The 25940-nt window shown below is 64.1% G+C and carries 22 protein-coding genes; 20 read left to right on the forward strand and 2 right to left on the reverse strand.

All coding sequences use genetic code 11. The features are described 5' to 3' along the window. The first annotated feature begins 53 nt into the window (after window positions 1–53). The 11 genes from AC5STI_RS00275 to AC5STI_RS00325 all read left to right on the forward strand — a co-directional run bounded on the left by AC5STI_RS00275 (window position 54) and on the right by AC5STI_RS00325 (window position 12695). Window positions 54–1499, forward strand: coding sequence for an aldehyde dehydrogenase family protein (locus AC5STI_RS00275; protein ID WP_495445168.1), 1446 nt, complete (start codon window positions 54–56; stop codon window positions 1497–1499). 137 nt (window positions 1500–1636) lie between these two features. Further along, window positions 1637–2620 (forward strand): membrane dipeptidase, encoded by a 984-nt coding sequence (locus tag AC5STI_RS00280; RefSeq protein WP_495445169.1) that lies wholly within the window; start codon window positions 1637–1639, stop codon window positions 2618–2620. A 3-nt stretch (window positions 2621–2623) separates the two neighbouring features. Beyond that, window positions 2624–4312: a hypothetical protein gene (locus tag AC5STI_RS00285; RefSeq protein ID WP_495445170.1), complete on the forward strand. Its 1689-nt coding sequence runs from the start codon at window positions 2624–2626 to the stop codon at window positions 4310–4312. After that, on the forward strand, window positions 4309–4938 hold the full coding sequence (locus tag AC5STI_RS00290) for a DUF3726 domain-containing protein (RefSeq protein ID WP_475050520.1): 630 nt from the start codon (window positions 4309–4311) through the stop codon (window positions 4936–4938). Before AC5STI_RS00285 ends, AC5STI_RS00290 begins: the two co-directional genes overlap by 4 nt. A 12-nt stretch (window positions 4939–4950) precedes the next feature. Beyond that, a complete protein-coding gene (locus AC5STI_RS00295; RefSeq protein ID WP_495445171.1) occupies window positions 4951–5961 on the forward strand; it encodes an Ldh family oxidoreductase in 1011 nt (336 codons plus the stop codon). A gap of 77 nt (window positions 5962–6038) precedes the next feature. Further along, on the forward strand, window positions 6039–7868 hold the full coding sequence (locus AC5STI_RS00300; RefSeq protein WP_495445172.1) for a BCCT family transporter: 1830 nt from the start codon (window positions 6039–6041) through the stop codon (window positions 7866–7868). Between the two features lie 284 nt (window positions 7869–8152). Then, window positions 8153–8980, forward strand: a complete 828-nt coding sequence (locus AC5STI_RS00305; RefSeq protein ID WP_495445173.1) for a cytochrome c oxidase subunit II — start codon at window positions 8153–8155, stop codon at window positions 8978–8980. A 133-nt stretch (window positions 8981–9113) separates the two neighbouring features. Further along, a complete protein-coding gene (locus AC5STI_RS00310; protein WP_490398229.1) occupies window positions 9114–10889 on the forward strand; it encodes a cbb3-type cytochrome c oxidase subunit I in 1776 nt (591 codons plus the stop codon). Beyond that, window positions 10886–11584: a cytochrome c oxidase subunit 3 gene (locus tag AC5STI_RS00315; RefSeq protein ID WP_495445174.1), complete on the forward strand. Its 699-nt coding sequence runs from the start codon at window positions 10886–10888 to the stop codon at window positions 11582–11584. The genes AC5STI_RS00310 and AC5STI_RS00315 overlap by 4 nt, the downstream gene beginning before the upstream one ends. A gap of 13 nt (window positions 11585–11597) precedes the next feature. Continuing rightward, a complete protein-coding gene (locus AC5STI_RS00320) occupies window positions 11598–12314 on the forward strand; it encodes a heme-copper oxidase subunit III family protein (protein WP_475050531.1) in 717 nt (238 codons plus the stop codon). A gap of 9 nt (window positions 12315–12323) precedes the next feature. Continuing rightward, the gene (locus AC5STI_RS00325; protein WP_495445175.1) at window positions 12324–12695 is read left to right on the forward strand and encodes a cytochrome C oxidase subunit IV family protein; all 372 of its coding nucleotides are present in this window, start codon (window positions 12324–12326) and stop codon (window positions 12693–12695) included. Between the two features lie 145 nt (window positions 12696–12840). On the opposite strand, the gene katG is transcribed toward AC5STI_RS00325, so the two are convergent. Next, complete coding sequence (gene katG, locus AC5STI_RS00330; protein WP_495445176.1) at window positions 12841–15048, reverse strand: catalase/peroxidase HPI; 2208 nt, start codon at window positions 15046–15048, stop codon at window positions 12841–12843. A gap of 221 nt (window positions 15049–15269) precedes the next feature. On the opposite strand from katG, the gene AC5STI_RS00335 reads away from it, so the two are divergent. The 4 genes from AC5STI_RS00335 (at window position 15270) to AC5STI_RS00350 (ending at window position 19115) form a co-directional block, all read left to right on the forward strand. Beyond that, window positions 15270–16187, forward strand: coding sequence for a LysR substrate-binding domain-containing protein (locus AC5STI_RS00335; protein WP_495445177.1), 918 nt, complete (start codon window positions 15270–15272; stop codon window positions 16185–16187). A 201-nt stretch (window positions 16188–16388) separates the two neighbouring features. Next, on the forward strand, window positions 16389–17450 hold the full coding sequence (locus tag AC5STI_RS00340; RefSeq protein WP_495445178.1) for a Hint domain-containing protein: 1062 nt from the start codon (window positions 16389–16391) through the stop codon (window positions 17448–17450). Between the two features lie 327 nt (window positions 17451–17777). Further along, window positions 17778–18398, forward strand: coding sequence for a 30S ribosomal protein S4 (gene rpsD / locus AC5STI_RS00345; protein WP_475050541.1), 621 nt, complete (start codon window positions 17778–17780; stop codon window positions 18396–18398). 147 nt (window positions 18399–18545) lie between these two features. Next, window positions 18546–19115, forward strand: a complete 570-nt coding sequence (locus AC5STI_RS00350) for a PA14 domain-containing protein (RefSeq protein ID WP_490398224.1) — start codon at window positions 18546–18548, stop codon at window positions 19113–19115. Window positions 19116–19159: 44 nt separating this feature from the next. Here AC5STI_RS00350 and AC5STI_RS00355 read toward each other — a convergent pair whose 3' ends face one another. After that, window positions 19160–19621, reverse strand: coding sequence for an Lrp/AsnC family transcriptional regulator (locus tag AC5STI_RS00355; protein WP_495445179.1), 462 nt, complete (start codon window positions 19619–19621; stop codon window positions 19160–19162). 104 nt (window positions 19622–19725) lie between these two features. On the opposite strand from AC5STI_RS00355, the gene AC5STI_RS00360 reads away from it, so the two are divergent. The 5 genes from AC5STI_RS00360 to AC5STI_RS00380 all read left to right on the forward strand — a co-directional run bounded on the left by AC5STI_RS00360 (window position 19726) and on the right by AC5STI_RS00380 (window position 25906). Further along, on the forward strand, window positions 19726–21150 hold the full coding sequence (locus AC5STI_RS00360; protein ID WP_495445180.1) for an aminotransferase class V-fold PLP-dependent enzyme: 1425 nt from the start codon (window positions 19726–19728) through the stop codon (window positions 21148–21150). 171 nt (window positions 21151–21321) lie between these two features. Continuing rightward, complete coding sequence (locus AC5STI_RS00365) at window positions 21322–22968, forward strand: peptidoglycan-binding protein (RefSeq protein WP_495445181.1); 1647 nt, start codon at window positions 21322–21324, stop codon at window positions 22966–22968. 120 nt (window positions 22969–23088) lie between these two features. Next, window positions 23089–24174 carry a histidinol-phosphate transaminase gene (gene hisC / locus AC5STI_RS00370; protein WP_495445182.1) on the forward strand — a complete coding sequence of 362 codons (1086 nt, stop codon included), beginning with the start codon at window positions 23089–23091 and terminating at the stop codon, window positions 24172–24174. Then, window positions 24171–25091: a prephenate/arogenate dehydrogenase family protein gene (locus AC5STI_RS00375; RefSeq protein WP_490398219.1), complete on the forward strand. Its 921-nt coding sequence runs from the start codon at window positions 24171–24173 to the stop codon at window positions 25089–25091. Before hisC ends, AC5STI_RS00375 begins: the two co-directional genes overlap by 4 nt. Continuing rightward, window positions 25088–25906, forward strand: a complete 819-nt coding sequence (locus tag AC5STI_RS00380) for an extensin-like domain-containing protein (protein ID WP_495445183.1) — start codon at window positions 25088–25090, stop codon at window positions 25904–25906. The genes AC5STI_RS00375 and AC5STI_RS00380 overlap by 4 nt, the downstream gene beginning before the upstream one ends. Window positions 25907–25940 lie beyond the last annotated feature (34 nt).

The following is a 25940-nucleotide window of genomic DNA, read 5'->3' on the forward strand; positions in this document are numbered from 1 at the left end:
GCGGAGAAGTCCATCCTGCCGCAAACCTGAAATTCAGCATCTGGGGCCAATCCGTGACCAAACTGAACCTGATTGCCGGCGAATGGCTGGCTGGCGAAAGCGAAATCGAAAACCGCAACCCTTCGGATCTGAGCGATCTGGTTGGCATGTTTGCCCAGGCCAGCGCCGATCAGCTGGAGGCCACCCTGGATCAGGCGCAGATCGCACAGCGCGAATGGGCCGCTTACGGGCTGGAGCGCAAGCAGGCGGTGCTGATGAACATCGGCAATGAGCTGATGGCCCGCGCCGAGGAGCTGGGCACACTGCTCAGCCGTGAAGAGGGCAAGCCGCTGGCTGAGGGTAAGGGCGAAGTTTACCGCGCCGGCCAGTTCTTCACCTATTACGCTGCCGAATGCCTGCGCCAGATCGGTGAGAACGCCGACTCCGTCCGCCCGGACATCGAGGTGGACGTGCGCCGCGAGGCGGTGGGTGTTGTCGCCATCGTCTCCCCTTGGAACTTCCCCACCGCAACCGCGTCCTGGAAAATCGCGCCGGCGCTTTGCTACGGCAACGCGGTGGTGTGGAAACCCGCCAATATCACTCCGGCCTCGGCCGTCGCCCTGACCGAGATCATCGAACGCCAGGACATCCCCAAGGGCCTGTTCTCGCTGGTCATGGGCTCCGGCCGTTCGATCGGCCAGCGTCTGGTCGAAAGCCCCAAGGTGAACGCCATTTCCTTCACCGGCTCGGTGCCGGTGGGCAAGGGCATCGCTGCTGCCGCGATCCAGAACCTGACCAAGGTGCAGATGGAGATGGGCTCCAAGAACGCGCTGGCGGTGATGGACGACGCCGACCTGGATCTGGCGGTCACCCTGGCGCTGGGCGGCGCCTTTGGCGGCACCGGTCAGAAATGCACCGCTTCCTCCCGGCTCGTGGTCCACGCGGCCGTGCATGATGCCTTTGTCGACAAGCTTGTCGCCGGGGCACAGGCCATGAAAGTGGGCCACGCGCTGGAAGAGGGCGTGCAGATGGGGCCGGTGGTCAGCGAGCAGCAGCTGAACGAGAACCTGGCCTATGTCGATCTGGGCACATCCGAAGGTGCGGAACTGGCGTGCGGCGGCCAGCGCCTGGAGATGCCGCACGAGGGTTTCTACATGTCGCCGGGCGTCTTCCTGAACACCACCAACGATATGCGCATCAACCGCGAGGAGATGTTCGCGCCGCTGACCAGCGTGATCAAGGTCGGCAGCTATGACGAGGCGCTGGCGGTGGTCAACGACACCAACTTTGGCCTGACCTCCGGTATCGTCACTCAATCGCTGGCCCGCGCCACCCACTTCCGCCGCAACGCGCGCACCGGTGTGGTCACCGTCAACCTGCCGACTGCAGGAACCGACTACCACGTGCCCTTCGGCGGCCGCGGCGACAGCTCCTATGGCCCGCGCGAGCAGGGCAAGGCGGCGGCGGAGTTCTACACCACCGTCAAGACCGCCTACATCAGCGCCGGCAAGCCGGTCTGAGACTGAAATCGTGGCAGCGCCGGACACCGGCCTGCCAGTTTGCGGAAGCGCCCGCCCTCCTAGTTTCCCCTGTGGCGGGCGCTTTCTGCCCGCTGCCTGAAGGCCGGGCGTGTGACTTTGAAAACCGAGGTGCTTGAATGACCGGATACCGTATCGACTGCCTGCAATATGCCAACTGGTCGGAAAAGATCTTCCGCCAGCTGCGCGAGGGCAACGTGGACGCGATCCATGTCACCATTGCCTATCACGAGAACTTCCGCGAGACGGTTCTGAACTTCGAGAAGTGGAACCGCTGGTTCGAGCAATACCCGGACCTGATCATGAAGGGGCAATGGGCCTCTGACATCGACAAGGCCCGCGAAACCGGCCGCACCGCGGTGTTCTTCGGCTTCCAGAACCCCTCGCCGATGGAGGACGACATCGGCCTGATCGAAATCCTGCACACCCTTGGTGCCCGCTTCATGCAGCTCACCTATAACAACCAGTCGCTGCTGGCGACCGGCTGTTACGAGGCCGAGGACATGGGCATCACCCGCATGGGCAAGCAGGTGATCAAGGAGATGAACCGGGTGGGCCTTGTCGTGGACATGAGCCATTCCGCCGACCGGTCCACCATCGAGGCCGCGGAGATTTCCACCCGCCCCATCGCCATCACCCATGCCAACCCGCATGAGTGGTCGCCCGCGCTGCGCAACAAGAAGGATGATGTGATCCGCGCGGTGACCGGCCACGGCGGCATGCTGGGCTTCTCGGTCTATCCGCACCACCTCAAGGATAAATCGGACTGCACCCTGCAAAGCTTCTGCGAGATGATTGCACGCACCGCAGAGAAATACGGGGTGGAGCATCTCGGCATCGGCACCGACCTCTGCCAGGACCAGCCGGACAGCGTTGTCGAGTGGATGCGCGTCGGCCGCTGGACCAAGGAAATCGACTACGGTGAAGGATCAGCCGCCGCTCCGGGCTTCCCGGAAATGCCTGGCTGGTTCAACAACAACCGCGACTTTGGAAACATCGAAGAGGGCCTTCGCGCGACGGGCATGAACGATGACGAGGTCAGCGGCATCATGGGCGGGAACTGGTACCGGTTCTTTGCCGAAAACTTTGGCCCAAAGGGATAGGTCATGGAAACAACCGCGCAGACAACGATTTCACGACGGGATCCGGCACAGGTGATGCGCCTCAGCCGGCTCGGCTCCCTGCATCAGTGCCGCCTCAGCTTCATGCGGGTGCTGACACGCCGCATGGCCCGGGAAAACTGGAGCTTTGCGCGCCCCAAGTTCGATATCGACGGCAAGGGCATCGGCGTTGCGGTCTACACCGCCACCGGCCCTGCGCGGACCTATTCCCTGGTTGCCTTTGCCCACGATCTGCCGCCGGAGATGCGGTCGGACCGGGTGATCGCCACCGCTTGGGATGCGACCTTCACCCTGTTCGACGGGGTTCCAACGGAGGCCGACATCGAGCGGCTGTCCAAAAACGTGCCCTATCAGGAGGCCGGCCGGGTCAACGAGAAATCCCTGTCGGTCTCCCGCGCCAACCGTTCTGTGCGCCTGTGGGCGCATTTCGTCGATGCGCTGTCGCAGGGCCAGCAGCCGGACCCGGAACAGGTGGACGCCGTCGGCTACCTGATGCGCACGACTGCCGTTTACGGCTCCGGCAAGCTGGGGGCTGCCGACCGGGAGGCGATTGCAGACCGCCCCGAACTCAGCGCGCCGTTCCAGGCAGAGATGCTGTCGGTCTACCTGACCCGCGTCTTTGTCCGCGATTTGGTGGAGCATATGGCCCGCGCCAAGGGTGGAGAAAACGCCGTGCGGCTGGCGCCGGAAACCGCGCTTCGGCTGGGGATCGGCAATTCCACCGGCCTTGGCATGGCGCCCTACATCGTCAATCACCCGGTGCTGTTCAACAACTGGATCATGGCGCGGGAGGAGGCGATTGCCCGGGTGCGCTCGGTCGAGACCGCCTCGGCTGAGGAAGCCGCCTGTTTCCGCCGGATGCTGCGGCGGAGCGAATTGTCGGCGGCGCGCTGGCGCTCCGAACACCCGGTGCAGATTCAAAAGCTGGCCAGCCTGCGCAAGGACCTAGACCTTTTGGCGGCCTGGGTGGCGGCAGATGATCTGCTCAACGACCGCCCCTGGGACCGTCTGATCCGCTGGAGCGAGACCGCGCTGGGCCTGGAAGGGCAGGAACTGGCGGCCTCGCTGATCCTGGAGCCTTATGCGGAGCTGGTGGACGGGCTGTCCGACTGCATGGCTGACAGTAACAAGGAAGCCTTTGTGATCGACGGCGCGATGCCGGTTGCACAAGTGCGGGAGCTGATCGGGGACAGCTTTGGCTGGGCGCTGGAGCTGGACTGGAGTGCGCGCGAAAACTGCGCCCGGGCCTGGTACGTCTCGGAGGAGAAGCTGGAACCGCGCATGGGCGAGCGGTTCGACGAGCCGATCGCCAATTACGAGCAGCCGCTTGCGCCCGCCCGCGATGCTGCCTTGGCTTATGCAGCGCTGGCTGAGTGGGACGGGCAGGACCCAGTTGCGGCCTTCCTGCTGCGCCACCCGGAACACCGTCACACGGTGCGCCGGGCACAGATGAGCCGGGTGGCACCCTACGGCGAGATCCGCAGCAACACCATCAGCGACCGGGTGCTGCCGGTCGACATGCTGCGGGCCAAGCTGTCGTTCTTCGGCGCCACGCATTTCGACCCGCGCTCCGACCGCTGGGTTCGGATCTGCATGTATGCGGGCGCGCCTTACCCCGAAGACCTGACCACCGCCAACGCGGACTTGTGGGTGTACCCGGAGGCAGACAAATGAGCTATGCGCTGAACGAAGTGGAAGCCACCGCCAAACGCGCCGCCCGCGGCGCCGGCTATGACTGGGGGCTGGCCGAGGAGGCCGCCAAGGCCACCCGCTGGCTGTGCGCGCAAGGGCTGGACGGCGCGGCTGTTCTGGCCGGTCTGCTGGAGGCCGGCTACGCATCCGAACGGAACGCTCACGTGCCCCAAGACCTGGAGGGGGACTGGCTGGCCGCCGCACCGCTATGCCCGCTGGCGACCGGCGCGGCCCTGTCGGATTGCGCCGCACGGCTGCAGGACACACCGCGGAAGATGGGGCCTGTTACCCGGCCTGCGATGATCCTGCCCTTTGCAGCGATGGCCGCCCGCCAGCTTGGCGCTTGCGTTACCGTCGAAGGCGAGGGCTTTCAGGCCGTCACCGACGGCAGCGGCCTGCACATTGAAGGCACGCTGCCGGAAACCTCCGGTGCGCTGACTATCCGCGCCGCGGGCAGCCTTGCAAACGCAAACCCAACCCACACCCGCGCCGAACCGGAGGAGGCGGCCTGGGCCGTGCTAAACCGCTTTGCCCATAAAACCTACGCTCCGGCCACCGAGGAGTCGCGTCTGCTGGGCGCCGGCGCCGGGCTGTCGGACAACGACTGAGAAGGCATCGAAATGACCGAAACCCAAACCCTGACCCTCGCCGAAATCGAGGACCTGTCCTTCCGCGCTCTTGTGGCGGCTGGCACGTCAGAGGCGAATGCGCGGCCTTTGGCTGTCGCCACTGCGGCAACCGAGGCGGACGGCGTGGCCAGCCATGGCCTTGCCTATATCCCGATCTATGCCGAGCATGTGCAATGCGGCAAGGTGGACGGGCAGGCGTCGCCTTCGCTGTCCCGCCCGCGTCCCGGCGTCATTTCCGTCGACGCGGCCACCGGCTTTGCGCATCCGGCCATCGACGCAGGCTTTGAGGCGCTGATCCCGGCGGCCCGCGAGCAGGGCATTGCGGTCCTGGCGATCCGAAACAGCTACAACTGCGGCGTTCTGGGCTACCACACTGCCCGCCTGGCCCGCGCCGGGCTGGTGGGGCTGGGCTTTACCAATGCACCGGCCTCGATTGCGCCCTCGGGCGGAGCCAAGCCGGTTGTCGGCACCAACCCGTTCTCGGTCGCGGTGCCGGGCGAAGACGGTGAGCCGGAACTGCTGATCGACCAGAGCGCCAGCACCATCGCCAAAAGCGAAGTGATGAAACACGCCCGCGAAGGCAAGGAGATCCCGCTGGGCTGGGCGCTGGATGCAGACGGCAACCCGACCACCGACCCGGACGCGGGCCTCAAGGGCTCGATGGCGCCGTCGGGCGGCTACAAGGGCGTCAGCGTGGCCCTGCTGACCGAGATCATGGCCGCCGCACTGACCGGGGCGACCCTGGGCATCAACGCCTCGCCGTTCTCCGGCACCGCAGGCGGTCCGCCGAAAACCGGCCAAATGTTTATCGCAATCGACCCTGCTGCGACCTCAAATGACACATTTCGTGCCGGAATGGTCGGAATCGTGGAAGCGGTGCGAGGGCAGCCTGGCGCACATGTGCCGGGCGACGGGCGCCGCGGCAAGCGGATCAAGGCCCGTGACCAAGGCGTCGCGGTCAGCGTGGCAACGCTGGACAGGATCAAAGCTCTCTTGGGCTGACGCCACCCCCCGGCGGGACCGCAACCCGCCGGATACCCCGCACCCCGGTGCGGCACGTGCGAAACGGGAGGAAACGCATGTCAATTAAGCAACCTTTTACCGATTTGGAGATTAAGACCTCCAACGGCGGCTTCTACGAGGGCCACAGCGTCGAGATCGCCTTGCTCAGCAAAGGCATCATGGTCGCGCTGGTGCTCTGGGCCCTGGTGTGGCCGGCAAACGCCACCGGCGTGCTGGGCAGCCTGAACTGGCGGATCCTGGAGGACTTCAACGCCTTCTACATCGTCATCGTCGGCTTCTTTGCCTTTTTCCTGTTTGTGGTCGCCGCATTGCCGCAAACCGGTAAGCGGATCATGGGGGCCCCGGGCGAACAGAAGGAGTTCTCGGACTTCTCCTGGTTCTCGATGATGTTCGGCGCCGGTCTGGGCGTCGGTCTGATGGTTTTCGCCACCGCTGAGCCGCTGGGCCTGTGGGGTTCCAACCCTGTGGTGCTGTCGCAGGAGGTCGCTGCGAACACCGAAGCGGCCATCCAGTCCGGCTTCCGCTACACGTTCCTGCACTACGGCTTTCATGCCTGGGCGATCTATGTGGTGACCGGCCTGTCGCTGGCCTATTACGCCTACACCCGCGGCATGCCGCTGACCATCCGCACCGCGCTGACGCCGCTGTTCGGCAAGCTGATGAACGGTTTCCTGGGCCACGTCGTTGACGTTCTGGGCGTTGTCGCCACCATCCTGGGCGTGTCGGTCACCATCGGCTTTGGCGTGTCGCAGTTCGTGGACGGCGTCTATGCCATCACCGGCATGGAGTGGATGATGGACATGAGCGGCGACGCGCCTGCACCGGGCACCGTTGGCCTGCTGTCCGGCCTGTTTGCGATCATGGGCCTGTCGATCATCTCCGCAGTGTCCGGCGTGGGCCGCGGCGTGAAGTATCTGTCGAACCTGAATCTGGTTCTGTCGATCATCCTGCTGCTGACCTTTGTGGTCTTCGGCTCCTTCGTGTTTGCAATGAGCACCTATGCGTCGGCCTTCGTGGACTACATCCTGCACTTCACTTCGCTGAGCTTCGGCGCCTTTGGTCCGCAAAGCGCAGCTGAGTTCTCGGCAGCGCTGCCGGCTGAGGCAGCACCTTACGCCGATGCGCTGCGCGGCGGTGCCACCAACGCCTGGGGTTCGTTCGATGGCTTCAAGTCCGGTCTCGAAGGCGAAGCCGCTGCCCTGTCCGACGACGTTCTGTCGGCAGCCTATGCAGCCGGTGAACCGCAGCGCCAGTTCGGCTGGCAGGCAGGCTGGACCACTTTCTACTGGGCCTGGTGGATCGCGTTCTCGCCCTTCGTCGGCCTGTTCCTGGCGCGCATTTCCCGCGGCCGCTCGGTGCGTGAGTTCATCATCGGCTGTGTGTTCGCTCCGGCGCTGGTCTGCTTTGCCTGGATGACCATCCTGGGCGGCACGGCCATCGACCTGGAACTGAACGGTGCGGCAGAAGGCGCGATCATCGGTGCATCCAACACCGCCAAGCTGTTCGTGACCCTGCAGAGCATGATCGACGGCGGGCTGCTGTCCGGCATCACCATCATGTGCGTGGTGCTGATCATGACCTTCCTGGTCACATCGGCCGACTCCGGCATCCTGGTGATGAACACCATCATGTCCGGCGGCGACCAGAACATCGGCAACAAGCACAAGATCGTCTGGGGCCTGATCCTGACCGCTGTCATCGGTACCCTGCTGTTCGCGGGCAAGACCAACGGCGGCGCAGACCCGATGGAAGCGCTGAAAAGCGCGATGATCATCGGCGCGCTGCCCTTCACCATGGTCATGGGCCTGATGTGCATCTCGCTGGCCAAAGCGCTGTTCCGTGACGGTCAGCGCGAGAAGGCGGCAGAACGCGCGCCTGCCGAATAAAACACTTTAGCCGTCCAGCCGGGCGGTGCAGGGGCCGGAGGGAGAAATCCCTTCGGCCCCTTTTCCGTCTCTGGTGGCCCGGCGGGAGCGGTGGCCTCCCCTTGGCCAGCCGCTTTTGCTGCATCTGGCGAATTACGTGAAATCGGCAACTTTCGGGGGCTCCACGGAGCATAAACTCCGCTTTCTGGATTAATTTGTGAAATCGCCGTATACTGGCATCTCATGCCGAATGAACCTGCCTGCCGGGCCTTGGGAGTGCCCGGGCAGCGGGGAAAGGGGGCGGGATGCTGATTGCGGTCGTGCTTGTGCTGATCGTGGCGGGGTCTGTCGCGTTCCATCTGTACAGTCCGTGGTGGTGGACGCCGATCGCGTCGAATTGGGACTATATCGACAACACGCTGGTCATAACCTTCTGGATCACCGGCGCCGTGTTTGCCGCGGTGATCCTGTTCACGGCCTATTGCGTCTGGAAATTCCGGCACCGGCCAGGGCACAAGGCGGAATTCGACCCGGAAAACAAGCGCTTGGAATCGTGGCTGACCGCGGTGACCGCCTTGGGTGTGGCGGCGATGCTGGTTCCGGGGCTGTTCGTGTGGAAGCAATTCGTCACCGTGCCGGAAGAGGCCAGCGAGCTGGAGGTGTTCGGCCAGCAGTGGAACTGGGCCTACCGGCTGCCGGGCGCCGACGGGGTGCTGGGCACTGCGGATGCGGAATGGGTGAGCGGCGAGAACCCTCTGGGTGTCAACCCGCATGACCGGTTCGGCAAGGACGACGTCATTGTCGAGGGCGGCGAGGTCTACCTGGCGGTGGATCAGCCGGTGAAGCTGCTGCTGCGTTCGATCGACGTCTTGCACAATTTCTACGTGCCCGAATTCCGAGCCAAGATGGACATGGTGCCGGGCATGGTCACCTACATCTGGTTTACCCCCACCCGTACCGGCAATTTCGAGGTGCTCTGCGCCGAGTACTGCGGCACCGCGCATTCCTTCATGCGCGGCTATGTGACCGTGGTGGAGGCGGAGGAATACCAGGAATGGCTGCAGGAGCAGCTGACCTTTGAAGACTACGCCCGCGCGGCAGCTGAACCCGCGACCAGACTGGCAGAACGGTAAGGGCAGTGCCCGGCTGCGGGCGGAAACGAAGTGCCCGCTCCGTATTGCCGGAGGCAAACCTCCGGTTTGACGGGGCGGCCGGGCAGTGCCCGGCCTTCAGCCGGGCGGAACGCAACTGCGATGGAGTCCTGTAATGACCGACATCTTGCCAGACCCGGACAGCAATCTGCCGCCGCGCGAAGTTGCCGATGTGATGCCGCCGCATGCGCACAGCTGGATCGGCAAGTACGTCTTCTCGCAGGACGCCAAATACATCGCCATTCAGTATTCCGGCACCGCCGTGGCCATCGGGCTGGTGGCCCTGGTGATGTCCTGGCTGATGCGGCTGCAACTGGGCTTCCCCGGTACCTTCGACTTCATCACGCCCGAGGCCTATTACCAGTTCGTCACCATGCATGGGATGATCATGGTGATCTACCTGCTGACCGCGATATTCCTCGGCGGCTTCGGCAATTACCTGATCCCGCTGATGGTCGGCGCGCGGGATATGGTGTTTCCTTTCGTCAACATGCTCAGCTACTGGGTCTACCTGCTGGCCGTGCTGGTGCTGGTTGCCAGCTTTTTCGTCCCCGGCGGCCCGACCGGCGCCGGCTGGACGCTGTACCCGCCGCAAGCGGTGCTGTCGGGCACACCCGGCGGCGCGCAGAGCGGCATCATCCTGATGCTGGTCTCGCTGATCCTGTTCATCATCGGCTTCACCATGGGCGGGCTGAACTATGCCGTCACCGTGCTGCAGGCCCGCACCCGCGGCATGACGATGATGCGGCTGCCGCTGACGGTCTGGGGCATCTTCACCGCCACGGTGATGGCGCTGCTGGCCTTCCCGGCGCTGTTCGTGGCCTGCGTGATGATGCTGTTTGACCGGCTCCTGGGCACGTCGTTTTTCATGCCAACGCTGGTGGAGCTGGGAGAGAAGCTCAGCTACGGCGGCGGCAGCCCGATTGCCTTCCAGCACCTGTTCTGGTTCTTCGGCCACCCCGAAGTCTATATCGTGGCGCTGCCCGCCTTTGGCATCGTCTCCGACCTGATCGCGGTGCACGCGCGCAAGAACGTGTTCGGCTACCGGATGATGGTCTGGGCCATCGTGATCATCGGCGCGCTCAGCTTCATCGTCTGGGCGCACCATATGTATGTCTCCGGCATGCACCCGTGGTTCGGCTTTTTCTTTGCCACCACCACGCTGATCATCGCCATCCCGACCGCGATCAAGGTCTACAACTGGATCCTGACCCTGTGGAAGGGGGACATCCACCTGACCCTGCCGATGCTGTTCGCGCTGGGTTTCATCGTGACCTTCGTGAACGGCGGCCTGACGGGGCTGTTCCTGGGCAATGTGGTGGTCGATGTGCCGCTCAGCGACACCATGTTCGTGGTCGCGCATTTCCACATGGTGATGGGGGTGGCGCCGATCATGGTGATCTTTGGCGCAATCTATCACTGGTATCCCAAAATGACCGGGCGGATGCTGAACGAGGCGATGGGCCAGATCCATTTCTGGGTCACCTTCATCGGCGCCTATGCGGTGTTCTTTCCGATGCACTACGTGGGCCTGGTCGGCGTGCCGCGCCGGTATTTCGAGATTGGCGAGCCGGAATTCCTGACCGCGCCGGTCGATGGCCTCAACGCCTTCATCTCCTCCGCCGCGCTGATTGTCGGCGCGGTACAGGTGCTGTTCCTGTTCAACATCTTCTGGAGCCTGCGCCACGGTCTTGCAGCAGGCGGCAACCCCTGGCGCGCCACCTCGCTGGAATGGCAGACGCCGGAAACACCGCCGCGGCATGGCAACTGGGGGGATGAGCTGCCCAACGTCTACCGCTGGGCCTATGACTACAGCGTGCCCGGCGCGCCCAAGGATTATGTCGCCCAGAACGATCCCTGGGTGCCGGACGGCGAGGGGAGGCGGCTGTGACGGTCATCCTTGCCTTCCTGGCGCTGGTCGCCCTGGCCGCGGGCCTGTGGCTGTCGCAGCAGCACCTGGCCTCTAAACCCTGGCTGGAGACCGGCATTGCCCCCCTGGCGGGGCATGGCCCGGGGAAGGCGCCGGGATTCATCTTCATTGCCGTTTTCCTGGCGGTGGCCGGCGGGCTGTTTGCCATGCTGGGCAGTGCCTTTGTCATGCAGATCGAAGAAACCCCGTGGGATCTGGTGCCGCTGCCCGGGCGGGTCTGGCTGAACACCGTGCTGCTGCTGCTGGCCAGTTTCTTCCTGCAGTTTGTGGTGATCTCCGCGCGGGCGGGCACCACGCGCTGGCTGCGCGCCAGCCTGATCGCCGCCAGCATCGCCACGCTCGCCTTCCTGGCGGGGCAGGCGCAGGTGTGGATCGCGCTGACCGCGGACGGCTACCCGCTGGACGGCCCCCCGGCGGCGAGCTTTTTCTATCTGATCACCGGCCTGCACGGGCTGCATGTGCTGGGCGGCATTATTGCGCTTGCGGCAATCTGCCTGCGCCACGCCGGGGGCGGGGACGTCAAGGCGCTGCTGCCGGGCGTCCGGCTCTGCGCGCTGTACTGGCACGTGCTGCTGGCCTTCTGGCTGATGCTGTTTGCGCTGCTGCAGGGCTGGGGCAACGCCTTTCTGGCGCTTTGCCGCGCGGCCGTAAGCTGAAGGAGGGAAACTGATGGAGCATCCGCTTCAAGGCCAGGACCAGACACTGCTGCAACAGGGTCACAGCGGGTTTGCTGCCGACTGGGGCTCGGACCAGCGGGTGTTCAAGAAGGTCTCCTGGGGCAAGGCGATGATGTGGATCCTGCTGCTCAGCGACACGTTTATCTTTGCCTGCTTCCTGGTCGCCTATCTGAACGCCCGCAACTCCACCACCGTGGAATGGCCCAACGCCAGCGAGGTCTTTGCCCTGCATATCGGCGGCCAGGATCTGCCGCTGATCCTGATTGCGATCATGACCTTCGTGCTGATCTCCTCCTCCGGCACCATGGCGATGGCGGTGAACTGCGCCTACCGCAAGGCGCGCAAGGCGACCGCCGCACTGATGCTGGCGACCGCGGCGCTGGGCGCGGCGTTTGTGGGGATGCAGGCGTTTGAGTGGTCCAAGCTGATTTCCGAAGGCGTGCGCCCCTGGGGCAACCCTTGGGGGGCGGAGCAATTCGGCGCCAGCTTCTTCATGATCACCGGCTTTCACGGCACCCATGTGACCATCGGGGTGATCTTCCTGATCATCGTCGCCCTCAAGGTCTGGCGCGGTGAATTCGACCGCGACCAGCGCAGCTGGATGTCACAGGGCAACGGCGATTACGAGGCGGTTGAGATCATGGGTCTCTACTGGCACTTCGTCGACCTGGTCTGGGTCTTCATCTTTGCATTCTTCTATCTGTGGTAGGGGGCCGCCATGACAGATTCACCGCAAGCAATGGACACTGGCAGCATCGCCCATGAAGAGGGGCAGCAGCATCCGATCAAGCTTTATTTCGTGGTCTGGGTTTTGCTGTTCATCCTCAGCGCCGCGTCTTACTGGGTGGATTATGCGCAGCTGCAAGGGCTGCTGCGCTGGAGCCTGATCCTGATTTTCATGACTTTGAAGGCCGGGCTGATCATTGCTGTTTTCATGCATATGGCCTGGGAGCGGCTGGCGCTGATCTATGCGATCCTTCTGCCGCCGCTGGCGATGATCGGGCTGCTGGCGATCCTGATTATCGAGTCGGATTACACCGCTGATACCCGTGTGATTGAGCTGGGGCAGGGCGCTTCCGCGCCTGAGTAACTGCCGTTCCGCCCGACCCTCCCCACGGGAGGGCGCTTCAGCACCCACCCAGGGTCAGGCGCTGCCCCCCCGCTTTTTTCTCAATTCAGCAACAAAAATGGCGCCCCGGTTTCCCGGAACGCCGCTTTACTATGCTGGGTGCCTATTATGCCGCCAGATCAAACCGATCGGCGTTCATCACCTTGGTCCAAGCATCAACAAAGTCCTGCACGAACATTCCGGCGGAGTCATCCTGCGCATAAACCTCAGCCAGCGCCCGCAGCTGCGAGTTGGAGCCGAACACCAGATCGGCGCGGGTGGCAGTCCATTTCACCTCGCCGCTGGCACGGTCGCGGCCCTCATAGGTGCCGTCGTCACCCGGCTTCCACTGCACGCCCATGTCCAGGATGTTTGTGAAGAAATCGGTGCTGAGCGTCCCAGTTCGATCCGTGAACACCCCGTGCGCCGAGCCGCCGTGGTTGGCGCCCAGCACCCGCAGACCGCCGATCAGCGCGGTCATTTCCGGCGCGCTGAGGGTCAGGAGCTGCGCCCGGTCCACCAGCATCTTCTCGGCCGGAATGCTGTAGTCCGCTTTCTGGTAGTTGCGGAAGCCATCGGCCTCCGGCTCCAGAACAGCAAAGCCTTCGACGTCGGTCTGCTCCTGACTGGCGTCGGTGCGGCCAGGGGTGAAGGGAACTTCGATGGAATGCCCTGCAGCCTTGGCGGCCTTCTCAACGCCGGCACCGCCTGCCAGCACGATCAGATCGGCCATCGAGATTTTCTTGCCGCCGGATGCACTGCCGTTGAAGTCACTCTGGATGCCCTCCAGAACCTTCAGCACCTTGGCCAGCTTCTGGGGCTCGTTCACCTCCCAGTCCTTCTGCGGTTCCAGCCGGATACGCGCGCCATTGGCGCCGCCGCGCATGTCGGAACCGCGGAAGGTCGAGGCCGAGGCCCAGGCGGTGGAGACCAGCTCCGGCACCGAAAGCCCGGAGGCGAGCACTTTGGCCTTGAGGTCCGCCACGTCGCCATCGTCCACCAGCGGGTGATCCACCGCCGGCACCGGGTCCTGCCAGATCAGATCCTCCGCCGGAACCTCATCGCCCAGATAGCGCGCCTTGGGCCCCATGTCGCGGTGGCACAGCTTGAACCAGGCGCGCGCAAAGGCGTCGGCAAATTTCTCCGGGTTGGCGTGGAAATCGCGCGAGATCTTTTCATACTCCGGGTCCATCCGCATCGACATATCTGCGGTGGTCATCATCGGCGCGTGTTTCTTGCTGGGGTCATGGGCATCCACGACCATATGCTCAGGCTTCACGTCCTGCGCCTGCCACTGGTTGGCACCGGCCGGGCTTTTGACCAGTTTCCACTCATAGCCGAACAGCACATCGAAATAGCCCATGTCCCAGTTGGTCGGGTTGGGCTTCCAGGCGCCCTCAATGCCCGAGGTGGTGGTGTCAGCCGCGTTGCCGGTGCCGTGCGAATTCAGCCAGCCAAGCCCCATATGCTCGATCTCTGCGCCTTCCGGCTCGGTGCTGACAAGCTCCGGATCGCCTGCGCCATGCGCCTTGCCGAAGGTATGGCCGCCCGCAACCAGTGCCACGGTCTCCTCGTCATTCATCCCCATGCGGGAGAACGTCTCGCGCACATCCTTGCCCGACGCGACCGGGTCCGGGTTGCCGTCAGGGCCTTCGGGGTTCACGTAGATCAGTCCCATCTGCACCGCCGCCAGCGGATTGGCCAGGTCGCGCTCGCCGGAATAACGGCTGTTGGGCTGGTCGCTGGTGGCCAGCCATTCGGTTTCAGACCCCCAATAGACGTCTTCCTCCGGCTCCCACACGTCCGCGCGGCCGCCGCCAAAGCCGAACACCGGGCCGCCCATCGATTCAATGGCGCAGTTGCCGGCCAGGATCATCAGATCCCCCCAGGAGATCCGATTGCCGTATTTCTGCTTGATCGGCCACAGCAGGCGGCGCGCCTTGTCGAGGTTGCCATTGTCCGGCCAGCTGTTCAGCGGTGCAAACCGCTGGCTGCCGGTGCCGCCGCCGCCGCGCCCGTCCGCCGTGCGGTAGGTGCCGGCACTGTGCCAGGCCATGCGGATGAACAGCGGCCCGTAATGGCCATAGTCCGCAGGCCACCAGTCCTGGCTGTCGGTCATCAGGGCATACAGGTCCTGCTTCACCGCCTTCAGGTTCAGCTTCTTGAATTCTTCGGCATAGTTGAAATCAGCGCCCATCGGGTTCGACGCAGGCGAATGCTGGTGCAGAACCTTCAGGTTCAGCAGGTTCGGCCACCAATGCTTGTTGGTGGTGCCGCCGGATGCGGCAGCGCCATGAAACACCGGGCATTGTCCTTGGGGGGTATTTCCGTCCATTTTTGTCTCCGATCGTGGCTGCAGTTATTGACGTGCTACGCGGCAGAAGCGTCCTGGGGCCTATGCGGCAGCTTGAAACTCGGGCGCAGCCCTGACCACGCCTTGAGGATGCAAGCGCGGCAAAGCTGCTGCCGGTTTTCCCTGTCTTCGTGAAATGAGGCTAGCAGAGGAAATCCATTGGATTAAGTTGCATTTATTCATCGCAGTGATAATCAAAACCTATGATAAACGTGACCCTCCGCCAGATGCGCTATTTCGAGGCGCTGGCCCAGCACCGCCATTTCGGCCGCGCGGCAGAGACCTGCGCGGTGTCTCAGCCGGCTTTGTCGGTTCAGATCAAGGAATTGGAGGATGTGCTGGGGGTGCAGCTGGTGGAGCGCGGGGCGCGCCAGGTGCGCCTGACCAGCTTTGGCGAGGATCTGGCCTTGCGGGTGCGCGGCATCCTGCGCTCGGTGGATGAGCTGGGCGAGCTGGCCCGCGCCTCCCGTGACGGTCTGGCAGGGCGGCTGCGGATCGGGGTGATTCCCACCATCGCGCCTTATCTGCTGCCCTCCATTGTCGGCACGCTGACACGCCAGTACCCGGAGGCCGACATCCGGGTGCGCGAAACCGTGACCCCCAAACTGCTGAAAGAGCTGGGGGAGGGGCGTCTGGACACCGCCATCGTGGCGCTGCCGGTCTCTGAGCCTGCGTTTGAGGAAGTGCCGCTGTTCTCCGAGGATTTCGTGCTGGTGCGCCCGGGGGAGGACAGCGGCAAGCCGGTGCCGGGTCCGGAGGGCTTGCGCGAAATGCGGCTCCTGCTGCTGGAGGAGGGGCACTGCTTCCGTGATCAGGCACTGTCGTTTTGCAATATGCAGTCAGCGGCCCCGCGCGAGCTTTTGGACGGAAGCTCCCTGTCGACCCTGGTTCAGATGGTCAGCGCCGGTATTGGCGTCACGCTCATTCCCGAAATGGCGGTCCCGGTTGAAACCCGCTCGGCGGTGGTCTCTGTAGCGCGCTTCCGCGATCCGCAGCCTGCGCGCACCATCGGCATGATCTGGCGCCGCAGCAACCCGCTGGCGCGGCGGCTGACGCAGGTCGCGGATGTGGTGCGCCAGGCCGCCGATGCTTTGCGGGCCAGCTATAATCCGATGCCCTGAGGCACGGCATTGTTCAGCCATTGTAAACAATCGCGGGTTCTTTCCCCGATGATTGAGTTCCCTTACGGCAACTTCAACTGCATGAGGAATGGTGCGTAAAGGGCACGTTCACAAGCATTTTATGGTCCTGTTGTTTCCTGCATCAGGGTGCTTGGTTAATGTTTCGTAAAAAATAATGAAGTGAAGCGGGCATACAGGCAGATGAAAACGGGCTTTCGTGGCACGTTTGTTGTTTCCTGGTCGCAAACCGAGATCGACGGCCTTCCGGCCGCGCCGGTGGACGCTCTGGATGTGGGCGCGGCCTGGTCCTGGCACGGCGACGCTGTGCGGGTGGACGGGCCGGCAGGGCTGTTGCGGCTGGATGGGGCAAACGGCAAGGTAGAGATGCGCCGCCGGGCGGCAAGGACTGTGCGCAGGCTGGTCGGGGCCGCGGTGCAGAACCGGACCGATGTGGCGGCGGTCGAGGCTGATGATCCGCTGATGGACAGAAGCTTTGCTGTGACCAATGGCGTGCAGAGCTTCACCGTCACCCTGATCGAGGTCGGCCCGGGCCAGCGTCCGCTCCTGATGTTCGTCGATGAGCTGCCGCCGCGCGGAGCCGACCTTTGGGTGGTGCATCATTCGCTGGACACCCTCCGTGAAGACCGGCCCCAGGGCGAAACCGGGGTGGTCTGCTTTACTCCGGGGACCCTCATTGCCACACCCGCCGGCCCGAAACCTGTGGAGCAGCTGCGCGAGGGCGAAAAGGTGCAGACGCGCGACAACGGCGCACAGGACATCCTGTGGATCGGTTCGCGCCGGATTACCGGGGCCCGGCTGTACGTGATGCCGCGGCTGCGTCCGATCCGCATTCATGCAGGGGCCTTGGGCATCGACCGCCCGGAACGGGAGCTGCTGGTTTCTCCCGATCACCGGATGCTGCTGCGCGGCGACCGGGTGCGGGACCTGTTCAACACGCCCGAAGTGCTGGTGGCGGCTGGCGATCTGGTCAACGGCCGAACGATCCTGCCCGATGCCTCGGTGCGGGAAGTCACCTATATTCACCTGATGCTGGCCAGCCATCAGGTGCTCTGGGCCAACGGGGTGGAGACCGAAAGCTTCCATCCGTCGAATGCATCGCTGACCGCACTGAACGGCGCAGACAGGGCGCGGCTGTTCGGACTGCAGCCTGAGCTGGAGCACAACCCGCTGTCCTACGGCGCCGCGGCCCGCCGCAATCTCAGCGCCTCTGAGGCGGCGATTCTCGGCCACGAGGCCGCCTGAGCCTTTACCCGGCCGGGCCGGGGCGCTATTTCGCGGCCGGGCCTCCGCCGCAGGTGCAGATTTTCACGCCTAACCTTGCCGGGCCATGTTGACTCTGCCCCGTCCCCCTATATAAGCGCGGCTTCATTGGTGTTGGTGGCCCCCGCAAGGGGATGCCTGTCATGCCCGGATCCTGGATGCGGAGCAAGAGGACAACGCCCTTCGATTGTTGCAGGTGCTCCTGGAACAGGTGACCACAGACGGCGCAGTGGCAGACGCGATTGCAGCCCGAAAGGCGGGAACCGGTTTTCGGAAACGCTGCAATGCCATTTATGAAGGAGATCAGCCGTGACCAAACGCACGTCTGCCAAGTACAAAATCGACCGCCGCATGGGCGAAAACATCTGGGGCCGTCCGAAGTCCCCGGTCAACCGCCGCGACTACGGCCCGGGCCAGCACGGCCAGCGCCGCAAGGGCAAGCTGTCCGACTTCGGCATCCAGCTGCGCGCCAAGCAGAAGCTGAAAGGCTACTACGGCGACCTGACCGAAAAGCAGTTCCGCCGCATCTACGGCGAAGCCGTGCGTGTGACCGGCGACACCGGTGAAAACCTGATCGGCCTGCTGGAGCGCCGCCTGGACGCGGTTGTTTACCGCGCCAAGTTCGTTGCAACCGTCTTTGCAGCCCGTCAGTTCGTGAACCACGGCCACGTCCTGGTGAACGGCAAGCGCGTGAACATCCCCTCCTACCGCGTGAAAGAGGGCGACGTGATCGAAGTCCGCGACAAGTCCAAGCAAATGGTTGCCCTGCTGGAAGCAACTCAGCTGGCTGAGCGCGATGTGCCGGATTACATCGAAGCCGACCACTCCAAGATGACCGCAACCTTCGTGCGCACCCCGGCTCTGGGCGATGTGCCGTACCCGGTTGTGATGGAACCGAACCTGGTCGTCGAATTCTACGCCAAGAACTAAGCCTGCTGCCCTTGGGGCATCCGGCGGAAGGGCTGTCCTCAGGGGCAGCCCTTTTTCGTTTTGCACGGGCCTTTGCCGCCGCAGGAAAAGCCGGTAGCCCTGCGCGCGTCCTGCCACTATCCTATGAGAAACATTAGGGAGTGACAGATGAAGAACATGATGAAGGCCGCTGCTATCGCACTGACGGTCATGGCCTCTGCCGCTGGCGCCGCGCCGCTGAAACTCACCCCTGCGGATCCGCAGCCTTCCGGTCTCCAGCCGGGGCTTTCCGTGGTCTACGCCTATCCCCAGGATGTGAAGACCCTGGCAGAAGCGTCTTCGGCGCTGAAGGTCGGCAGCGAGCGGGGCCGCCCCATTGCCGGGCTGGACAACCGCGACACGGAGGAGGGGCAAAACACGCTGACCTCCAAGCGTCCGATGCATGTGGTGGCCCGGATCACCGGATACGTGAAGCTGGACCAGCCCGGTGTCCACAATATCGATTTCCTGACCAATGATGGGCTGCGTGCCAATATCGGCGGTCAGATCGTGGGCGAATTCGACGGCCGCCAGTCCTGCGACAGCACCATCATGACCCAGGTCGAAGTGCCCTCTGCCGGCTGGTATCCTGTCGACATCCTCTATTTCCAGCGCCTTGGCACCGCCTGCCTGCATATGCGCATGGGGCCGGACGGCAAGCGCCCCAAATGGATGAAGGACAGCGCCTTCGCGCACTGACAGCCTTTGACAACAGGAAGCGGGCCAGCCTTGTGCCCGCTTCATCACAAGGGCAGCGGGCGCCCTTCGGCAATGGCCTCCATCGCGAAATAGGAGGTCACGCTGTCCAGCTCGACACCTGAGATCAGCCGCTGATAGACCTTGTCGTAGCTCGCCATGTCCTGCGTTACCACCTTGAGCTGATAATCGTAGTCGCCGCCGATGCGGTGGAAATCCACCACCTCGGGGATGGTCAGCACATGGCGGCGGAACTTTTGCAGCCAGTCGGCTGAGTGGTGCCGGGTGCGCAGCAGCACAAACACCACCAGATCCAGCCCCAGCTGCTTGCGGTCCAGCCGCGCGGTGGAACCCTTCAGCAGCCCGCTCTCGTTCAGCGCCTTCAGCCGCCGCCAGCAGGCGTTCTGCGACAGCCCAACCTGGTCCGCCAGCTCCCGTTGGGACAGGCTGGCGTCCTGTTGCAGCGCCCGAAGTATGGCGCGGTCTAAATGATCGGCTGTTTTACTCATTGATGGATCATATGACACAAAAATACTGCAATCCACTCAGTAATTGATAAAGTTACCTCGCAGATTGCCGTTCACAATGCCTCAACAGACTTCGGAGGCGCAGCATGACCCTGGCAGCATTCAAACAATTAATCCGGCAGGCGGCTTTGGACGGAACCCTTGGCCGCAGCGTGATCGGCGACGGGGTGATGATCCCCGGCCTCGATGGCGAGGTGCCGCTGGTCTATGCGGACTACGTCGCGTCCGGCCGGGCACTGTGCCAGGTGGAGGAGTTTGTGGCAGAGCAGGTACTGCCTTTCTACGCCAACTCCCATACTGAGGCGTCCTATTGCGGCACCCAGATGACCTGCATGCGCCGCGAGGCGCGCAGCGAGATTGCCCGCATCACTGGCGCCACCGCGGAGGATGCGGTGATCTTCACCGGATCGGGCGCTACCGCGGGCCTCAACCGGCTGGTCAGCCTGTTCGGCGTGAACGAGGCCACCCGCCCGGTTGTCTTCATCGGCCCCTATGAACATCACTCCAACATCCTGCCCTGGCGCGAGAGCAAGGCGCAGGTGGTCGAAATCCCCGAAGCGGCGGAGGGCGGCCCGGATCTGGCAGTGCTGGAACTGGCCTTGAGGCAGCACGCGGACAGCGACCTGAAAATCGGCAGCTTCTCCGCCGCCTCCAACGTGACAGGCATCGTGACCGATCCCGATCCCGTCAGCCGCCTGCTGCACGCGCACGATGCGCTGGCGGTCTGGGATTACGCCGGCGGCGGCCCCTACCTGCCGGTCGACATGGGCGCGGGCGGCGCGGCGCGCAAGGATGCGGTCGTGGTCTCGCCGCACAAGTTCCCAGGCGGCCCGGGCGCCTCGGGCGTGCTGATCGTCAACACAGCCGCTGTGCGCCGCCGCTGCCCCTCCTGGCCGGGAGGGGGAACAGTCAGCTTTGTTTCCCCTTGGCGGCATGAATACAGCCGGGACCTGGCGGCCCGCGAGGAGGCCGGGACCCCGAATGTGATCGGCGATATCCGCGCGGCGCTGGCGTTTCTGGTCAAGGAAGCTGTGGGGCAGGAGCAGATCGAGGCGCGCGAAGCTCAGTTCGCTCAGATGGCCTGGGACGGCTGGTCCGCCAACCCGCGGCTGCGCATCCTCGGCCACCGCGAGGCGCACCGGCTCCCGATCTTCTCCTTCCTGGTCACCGACGGGGCGGGCAATCCGGTGCACCAGCAGCTCTTCACCCGGATGCTGAGCGACGTCTACGGCATCCAGGCCCGCGGCGGCTGCGCCTGCGCTGGTCCCTACGCGCACCGGCTGCTGGGCATCAGCAAGCCGGAGTCGGAAACCCTGTTCGCTGACCTGCAGGCGGGGCAGGAAATGAAGAAACCCGGCTGGGTGCGGCTCAACTTCTCATACCTCATGGAAGAGCAGACCGCGCAATACATCATCAATTGCGTCAATGATCTGACGCTTCGGGCAGGGGAGATTTCCGCCCGGTACGATGCGGATCCGGCAACGGCCCGGTTCAAGGCGCTGGTGGCCTAGGCCAAGCCCTGATGGGTGCTTTCCCGTGCCGGGGAAGCACCTCACATACTTGTGATATGTAGGCAGCGGACCCCCGCATTTAAAGGGGGAAAGTCTATTTCAAATCCCCCGCGACGGGGCTGACAGGTGCATGGCACGCTTTAATCGTACTTTATTGGTTGGAGCAAAGTTATGGCCCTCAAGCTGTCCGCCCCTGTTGGTGACAAGAAGCGGATCACCAAACCGGACCCAAAAACTGGCGAAAGCAAATTCAAACCGGTCAAGAACGCCCCTGCGGATGTCGAACTTGTCCGCCTGATGCTCAAGGCAAACGGCTATTCGGTCGAGATCAGCACCAAATGCGATGCCGGGCTGATCAAGACGATCAAGGATTTTCAGAAGAAGAAACTGGGCTTCCGCAAGCCCGACGGGATCGTCGATCCCGGCATGCGGACCTGGAACGCAGGCCTGCCCAAGCTGGCCGCGATGCACGCTGCCGACACAAAGATCGAGCGGGTGGAGGTTGTCGAGAACGGCAAGACCAAGCTGATCACCGTGGCGGAATTCGAGGCCGGGCAGGAGGAACTGCGCCGCAAGCTGCTGGCCAAGGCCAACATGATGTACGGCCAGGCGGAATCCTGGGTCGACTTCTGCAACGAGGTGGAGAACACCCGCCAGGGCAATGAAACCTTCCTGAATGCGCTCACGGAATTTGCCGTCAGCGTGGTCAACGACAAGACTGATCCGCCCTGGACCCCGATCCTGAATGCCCGCTCCGAGTCGAGCCTTCTGAAAACGTTGGTTTCCAAGAAAAAGCCCGACTGGAAAAAGGTCTACAAACAAGATGTTAAGGCCTCCAAGGCCTATAACAACGGCGGCAAGGCTTTCAAGAAATTCATTGACCAGCGGATCGCCACCGCCGGCGGCATCGTCTGGAAGCTGGAAGTGGTGCGGGAGGTCTCCTTTGCCGTGGTCGAAACCTACATGACCGCCCGTCTTGTGGCGACCAAAGGCATGTCGCCCGCCAAGGCCCATGCCGTTGCGGCGGCCAGCACCGAGGCGCTGAAATCCAGCGCCGGCCAGCTGGGGGAGCACCTGGCAGGCAACAAGGTCACCTGGGACGGCGCCGCCAAGAAGGTGTTCATCGACAGCTTCATTGCGGGCCTTGCGGGCGCAGCCGGCGGCAAACTGACGGCCAAGCTCTCTGCCGGCCTTGCCGATGACCTGGCCAAGGCCGCGGCCTCCAAGCTTTCCCGCGAGATGCCCAAGAAGGCGGTCAAGGTCTTCTTCGAGAAGTTCCTGAAGTCCAAGGCCGGGGAGGCCATGGTGACAGAAGCGCTGAAGGAAACCATCGGACTGGCAAAACCGCTGATCGAAAAGGGCCGCCCGCCGAACACCAAGGAGATCAAGGAAAGCATCGCCAAGATCCTGACCGCAGGCATCATGTCCGCAGGCGCAGGCAAGGCGCTGGACAAATTCTCCTCCGGATTCACTTCGGCAGCCGAGAAATTCCTCAAGACCAAGCTGGCGCCTGCGGCAATGGAAGGCGTGGTGAAGAAGGATCTGATCGCCAAATACGGTGTGAAGGCGACAGAGGATTTCATCAAACTGCATGGCGACGCCATCTATGGCGAGATTGCGAAACAGATTTCCGGCAAGACCTTCAGCAAATACGCCGGCGAGGTGCTGACCAGCTCGGACGGCTCTCAATCTGCATCGACCATGCAGAAGCAGGCGAATGAGGCGATGCGCAAGGACATGGAGCTGCGCAAGCAGATCCAGAAAATCATCATGGCCGAGGCCAAGCGCAAAATGCCCAAGACCGCAGCCGCGCATTAACGCGGTCCTGCGGGCAGGGCAGGCTGCCGGAGGGGGCGGCAGCATGGGGGAGCGTCATCTTGGTGCTTCCCCGCCAGCGTTCGGGCCGTTATGACGGGTTGGAATTAAGGAGCCCGTATTATGACCCAACTCACACCGCAGCCCGGTATCATGGACATCGCTCTGTACCAGGGCGGGGCTGCCCATGTGAAAGGGGTGAGCAATGTTGTGAAGCTCTCCTCGAACGAGAACCCCCTTGGCCCCAGCCCGCGCGCCATCCAGGCGATGCAGGACGCGGCGGCCAATATGCACCGCTATCCCAGTTCGGACCACGCGGCGCTGCGGCAGGCCATCGGCGAGGTGCACGGGCTGGAGCCGGAGCAGATCATCTGCGGCGCCGGCAGCGACGAGATCATCGCCTTCCTGTGCCAGGCTTACGCCGGCCCGGGGGATGAGGTGCTCTATACCGAACACGGCTTTGCCATGTACCGCATCAGCGCGCTGGCCGCCGGGGCAACCCCGGTGGAGGTGAAGGAACGCGAGCGCGTCACCGATGTCGACGCGCTGCTGGCGGGCTGCACTGAGCGGACCAAGCTGGTCTTCATCGCCAACCCCAACAACCCCACCGGCACCATGATCAGCGAAGCCGAGGTCGCCCGGCTGGCCGATGGCCTGCCGGATGGCGCGCTGCTGGTGCTGGACGGCGCCTATGCCGAATATGTCGAGGGTTTTGATGCAGGCGCCGCAGTGATCGGTGCGCGCAGCAACGTCTTCATGACCCGCACCTTCTCCAAGATCTACGGCCTGGGCGGCGCGCGGATCGGCTGGGGGTACGGCCCCAAGGAGATCATCAGCGTGCTGAACCGGGTCCGCGGTCCGTTCAACGTCTCCAGCACCGCGCTGGCGGGCGCCGAGGCCTCTGTGCGCGACACAGACTATGTGGATCATTGCCGGTCCGAGAACGCCAAGTGGCGCGCCTGGCTGGCCAATGCACTGGCCGAACTCGGCGTTCCCTCGGATGTCTCCAGCACCAACTTCATCCTGGCCCGCTTCTCCAGTCAGGCAGAGGCGGAGGCTTGCGATCTTTATCTGCAGGCGCAGGGCCTGATCGTGCGCCGGGTGGCGGGTTACAACCTGCCAACCGCACTGCGCATCACCATCGGCGACGAGGACTCCTGCCGCCGCATTGCGCAAGGCGTGAAGGCATTCAAAGAGGGGCAGGCATGAGCAACCAAGTATACGGGCGCGTCGCGCTGATCGGGCTTGGCCTGATTGCCTCCTCGATGTTCTGGGCAATGAAACGCGCCGGGCTGGCGGGCGAGGTCACCGGCTATGCCCGCAGTGCGGAAACCCGCGAGACCGCCCGCCGCATCGGCCTGTGCGACCGCGTCTGCGACAGCGCGCGCGACGCCGTGCAGGACGCCGATCTGGTGGTGCTCTGCGTCCCCGTCGGCGCCATGGGCCCGGTGATGGAAGACATCGCACCGGTGCTGAAACCCGGCGCCACGGTCTCCGACGTGGGCTCGGTCAAGCGCCATGTGATCGAGGCGGTGCAGCCGCACATCCCCGCGGGCGTGCATTTCGTGCCCGCTCACCCGCTGGCCGGGACTGAGCATTCCGGCCCCGAATCCGGCTTTGCCGAGCTGTTCGACAACCGCTGGTCGCTGCTGGTCCCGGTTGAAGGCACTGACCCGGAGGCCACCGCCCGTCTGCGCGCGCTGTGGGAAGGCATGGGCGCCAATGTCGACGAGATGGACGCCGACCACCACGATCTGGTGCTGGCCGTCACCTCGCACACACCGCACCTGATCGCCTACACGATGGTGGGCGTGGCCGACGACCTGCGCCGGGTGACCGACAGCGAGGTGATAAAATACTCCGCCGCGGGCTTCCGCGACTTCACCCGTATCGCGGCCTCGGACCCCACCATGTGGCGCGACGTGTTCCTCACCAACAAGGACGCCACGCTGGAAATCCTCGGCCGCTTCACGGAGGAGCTCTTTGCCCTGCAGCGTGCGATCCGCACCGGCGACGGCGAGCACCTGCACGATTACTTCACCCGCACCCGCGCCATCCGCCGCGGCATCATCGAAGCTGGCCAGGACACCGATGCGCCGGACTTCGGCCGGGGGCAGAAGAAATGATCCGGGCCGGGGCGACGCTTCTGGCTGCCGCTTTTGCCAGTGCGGCAATGGCCTTGGCTCCGGAAGCACCGCTCCGGCCCGCTGCGCGTCCGGCACCTGCCAGCCAGCAGTTAGAGGCGCCGGCACCGGTTGCGGACATCCGCCCGGCGCTGCGCCCGCAATCGGAACAAGTGCTCGCCGCCGCTTCCCGGCCCGGGGCGTTGCCGGCGCTGGGGCCGGGGTCCTCGCTTCTGCCGCAGGCCCGCCCGGACAGCGTGGCAGAGCAGGCGCTGTTCAAACGCCGCCAGCGCCGCAAGGGCTCGGTCTGCGGGGATATCGACATCCAGGGCGAGCGCGCAGGCAATGTCACCGGCGCGCTGCCCGGCTGCGGCGCCAAGGACGCGGTACGGGTGCGCGAGATTGCCGGGGTGCGCCTCAGCCAGACCTCGCTGATGACCTGCAACACCGCGCGGGCATTGAAGACCTGGATCAACCGCGAGGTGGAAACCGCCTTCGGGCGCCGCAACAAGGTGGTCGGCCTGCGGGTCGCCGCCCACTATGCCTGCCGCACCCGCAACAACCGCCCCGGCGCCAAGCTCTCCGAACATGGTAAGGGCCGGGCGATCGACATTTCCGGCTTCACCCTGGCCAGCGGCGAGACCGTCACCGTTCTGCACGGCTGGAAAAAACGCAAGACCCGCAAAAAGCTTAAAAAGATCTGGCGCGCCGCCTGCGGCCCCTTCGGCACCGTGCTGGGGCCCGAGGCCGACCGCTATCACAAGGACCATTTCCACCTGGATATCGCCCGCCACCGCGGCGGAACCTATTGCCGCTAGCCTTTGCCGCTGCCGTGGCCGGTCTGAAGCAAAG

The sequence above is a fragment of the Leisingera sp. CC-HEC096 genome, from assembly GCF_059429235.1.